Source organism: Gaetbulibacter sp. NE (assembly GCF_025548475.1).
GTDB lineage: Bacteria > Bacteroidota > Bacteroidia > Flavobacteriales > Flavobacteriaceae > Gaetbulibacter_B > Gaetbulibacter_B jejuensis.
In genome coordinates, this window is sequence record NZ_JAOQHY010000051.1 from 1 (window position 1) to 265 (window position 265).

General features: G+C 57.4%; 1 protein-coding gene. It reads right to left on the reverse strand.

What is annotated here, in order from left to right:
- A partial coding sequence (locus OD803_RS14535) for a hypothetical protein (RefSeq protein WP_262734085.1) occupies positions 1-200 on the reverse strand: 200 nt, incomplete at its 3' end.
- Positions 201-265 lie beyond the last annotated feature (65 nt).

The following is a 265-nucleotide window of genomic DNA, read 5'->3' on the forward strand; positions in this document are numbered from 1 at the left end:
GTCTTACCCACGCCCGACACAACGTCTGAAGTGCCCTGCGAGAGAGCACCCAGCATCGACGTGTCAGGCTTTGTATCGCCAGTCGTCTTGGCGATGTTCTGTGCGTGCCAGTCTTGCACGCCGGTTAGCGCTGATTGCTCATCGGGCGCTTCAACGACCATATGGCGGCCATCGGGTATTTGTATTGCGTAGGTTGGCATTCGTTCGTGTTCTTATTGGTTGGGCCTGGGAAGGTAAGGGGAGTACGTCCCGGCTGGTCTGCCTT